Annotated in this window: 2 protein-coding genes and 2 pseudogenes; all 4 read left to right on the forward strand. The window is 74.8% G+C overall.

Features of this window, described 5'->3' with window-relative positions; genetic code table 11:
- A pseudogene (locus tag RH94_RS43130) lies at window positions 1-219 on the forward strand (hypothetical protein); the annotation flags it as partial.
- The gene (locus tag RH94_RS46620) at window positions 183-302 is read left to right on the forward strand and encodes an alpha/beta fold hydrolase (protein WP_407697301.1); all 120 of its coding nucleotides are present in this window, start codon (window positions 183-185) and stop codon (window positions 300-302) included. The pseudogene RH94_RS43130 and the gene RH94_RS46620, both read left to right, overlap by 37 nt.
- Before the next feature lie 148 nt (window positions 303-450).
- The gene (locus tag RH94_RS12095) at window positions 451-1,860 is read left to right on the forward strand and encodes an SWIM zinc finger family protein (protein WP_073947616.1); all 1,410 of its coding nucleotides are present in this window, start codon (window positions 451-453) and stop codon (window positions 1,858-1,860) included.
- Window positions 1,857-3,070 (forward strand): annotated as a pseudogene (locus RH94_RS43135) (DUF6493 family protein); the annotation flags it as partial. The gene RH94_RS12095 and the pseudogene RH94_RS43135, both read left to right, overlap by 4 nt.

Genomic DNA, 3,070 nt, shown 5'->3' on the forward strand with positions numbered 1-3,070 from the left:
CCCGGCCCGCCCGCCGTTCGCCCGAGGCCGTGGTCGCCGAGACGCTCGCCCTGGCGCGGGCCGCCGGCTTCGAGGACACCCTCCGGGCAGGCGTCGGCGTCCGGTTCACCGACGACGTCCCCGGCATCCCCGTCACCGTGGCCTGGGGCACCAGGGACCGGCTGCTGGTACGCCGTCAGGGGGTGCGCGCCAAGCAGATCATCCCCCGGGCCCGCCTGATACGGCTGCCCGGCTGCGGACACGTCCCGATGAACGACGACCCGGCACTGGTCGCCCGCGTGATCCTCGACGGCAGCCGCTGACCCCCGCCGGCCTCGCCGGCCTCACCGGCTGCGCGAGCAGGACGGCACCGTGCTCCTCGCACAGGCGCTCCGGCCCGGCCGGATCAGGCAGTAACCGGCTTTTTCGCAGGTGAAGTTGATTGTCAGTGGTCGCCTCTACGGTTTTTCCATGACGCGATCCATGCAGGCCGTGGCCTATTGCCGACCCTCCGTGCTGGAGTCCGCCGCGGGCGGACAGCACCTGGGACTCGAGACCTCACGGGGTACGACCCCCTCGGGCGTCCAGGACCATCCTCGTTTCTTCGCGGGTTTCCTGACGTCTCCTCAGGTGGCTTCCGCCGGGCTGCTGGCGGTGGCGGACGTGGCGGCCGCCCGCTATTACCAGCCGCAGTTGCGCGCCTCCCTCGACCCGGTGGTGACGGGGAACGGCGACCGGCTGCGCTTCGAGTCGTTCTCCGGCTGCTGCGGGGTGTACGCACGCCTGGACGTGCTCCGGTCCGGCCTGGACGACGGCGAGGTGGGGCACGGCACGACGAACGTCGACGTCAACAACCCGCTGCGCGAGGCGCTGTCCCGGATCGGCCCGGACGATCCGCTCCATCTGCGGGTGGGTCCGGAGGAGATGGCCGTGACCACGCTGGACGGACCGGTGGTGGAGAAGAAGGTGCCGCTGCCGGACCGGTGGCTGCGGGGGTTCGCCGAGGCCCAGGTCATAGCGGCCGGCTTCGATCTGCGGGCCGAGCTGCCGGCGGCCGAGGCGGTGCGGTTCCTGCGGTCGTTGCCCCGGAGCGGGCCGCGGGGTGCCGCGAGCGGTCCGCGGTGGGTGGTGCCGGCGGGGCGCGCCCTGCGGCCGACCACCCGGCCCGTGCCGGGCGCGGTGTGCCTGCCCGGTCCGGAGCGGCTGGCCGCGTTGCAGCGGGTGCTGAGGCATGCGACGGCCCTGCGCGTGTACGGCCCGGCGGTCACCGGAGGCGCCGCCGCCACGTCCAGTGCCTGGGAGGCGGTCCTGCCGGGCATGCGGCTCACGCTGACGCTGTCGCCCGACGCCTCGCGCGGGTTCTCCGGCGAGGGCGGGGTGCTGGACGCCCTCGCCACCGACGAGGCGGCCGAGGACGCGGAGCTGATCGCGGTGCTGCTGGCCTGGGAGCCCCGCGTCGACGTCGCCGATCTCGCCACCGCCTCCGGACTCACCCCGGAGCGGGTCCGCGCGGCGCTGGTCCGGCTCGGCACCTCGGGCCGGGTCGGATACGACACCGCGGAGGCGGCGTACTTCCACCGGGAGCTGCCCTACGACGCCGGGCGTGCCGAGCGGCACAACCCGCGCCTGCGGGACGCCCGCGCTCTCGTCGCCGCGGGAGCGGTCGCTCAGGACGGCGCTCTGGCGACGGTGACGGCCGAGGACGGGCACGTGCACCGGGTGCGTGAGGAGAAGGGGGTGCTCAGCTGCAGCTGCCTGTGGTGGGCGAAGTACCGGGGCGGGCGCGGGCCCTGCAAGCACGCGCTGGCGGTGCGGATGGCGCGGCGGGGCACCGCCGCGGTGGAGCGGGACGTGGCACGGGTCGACGGGGGTGTGCGATGACATCGCTGGTCGAGGCGGTGCGGGCCGGGCGGACGGCCGAGGTGATCGGCCTGCTGGAGGGGATGACCGACGCCGAACGGCGTGCGGCCTTCCCCGAGTTGAAGGCACTGCGCAAGGAGCTCAGAGCGGCGCGCTGGGACGAGCCGTCCCGCCGCGCCTATCCGGCGCTGTACGTGGCCGGGACCGCGTGCCAGACCGGCGCGGCCGGTGCGGCGAGCTGGATCGCCGCCGCTGACATGCGCTGGTCGGGGGTCTCCCCGGCGGTGCTGGTCCACATCCTCGCCGACCGGGAGGCCGACTGGCTCGCCGACCTGGTGCACCGGCTCGCCCAGCGGCCGGCCTCCGCGCGGGTGCCCTACGAGCTGATGTCCGCCCTGGTGCGGCTGGCCGGCTGCCCGGTGCCGACGACCGACGCCTATGTGCGCGGCTGGGTGGAGCACATAGGCGGCTCCTGGAGGCGCGGCGACACGGTGCTGGACCGGCTGCGCGGCGATCCGCACCTCGCGGAGCTCGTGGCCGCCCTCTTCGAGACGAACGACATCGGCGGCCTGCTGGAGTGGGGGACGAACGAAGGCCCCAACAGCTGGAACGACGCCCTCGCGCGGCTCACCGTGGAGGGCGCGCTGGACCGAAGCGCGACGGTCGACGGGTGTGTGGCCCGTCTGCTGCGGGGCGGCACGACCGCCGACCACCGGGTGTTCCTGCGCGTACTGAGGTCCTTGGCGCTCACTCACGAGGAGCAGCGTGGGCGGGTGGCCGACTGGCTGGCGCTGGCCTCGGACGCGGTGTCCCCGGTGGCCTCGCACGCCCAGTCGGTGCTGGGCGCGCTGGCCCTGGACGGGCGGCTGGCGCATCGGCACCTGGCCGAGCTGTCCGGAGCCGTGCTGTTCCGCCCGGAGCGCAAGCTGGTACGGGCGCAGCTCGTGCTGCTGGGCAAGGTGCTCGCCCGGGACGCCGGCGCGGCCGACGGGCTGCTGCCCGCCGTCGCGCAGGCCTTCGGACACGAGGACGCCGCTGTGCAGGAGCGGGCGCTCAAGCTCGCGGAGCGGCACGTGAAGAAGGTGCGGTCCGATGACGTACGTTCCGAACTCGCCTTCGCGGCAGAACAGTTGATCCCTGCCCTGCGCGGCCGGGCGGTCGGGTCGCTGGGCGCGGCTCCGGCGGACGCGGCCCCGGTGCACGAGGAGGTGCTCCCACCGGTTCCCGAGCC

Source organism: Streptomyces kebangsaanensis (genome assembly GCF_001906585.1).
Classification (GTDB): domain Bacteria; phylum Actinomycetota; class Actinomycetes; order Streptomycetales; family Streptomycetaceae; genus Streptomyces; species Streptomyces kebangsaanensis.

What these genes read in the sequence shown, in the direction of transcription:
- RH94_RS12095 (WP_073947616.1), top strand. Translation starts at nt 451, where the DNA reads ATGACGCGATCCATGCAGGCCGTGGCCTATTGCCGACCCTCCGTGCTG.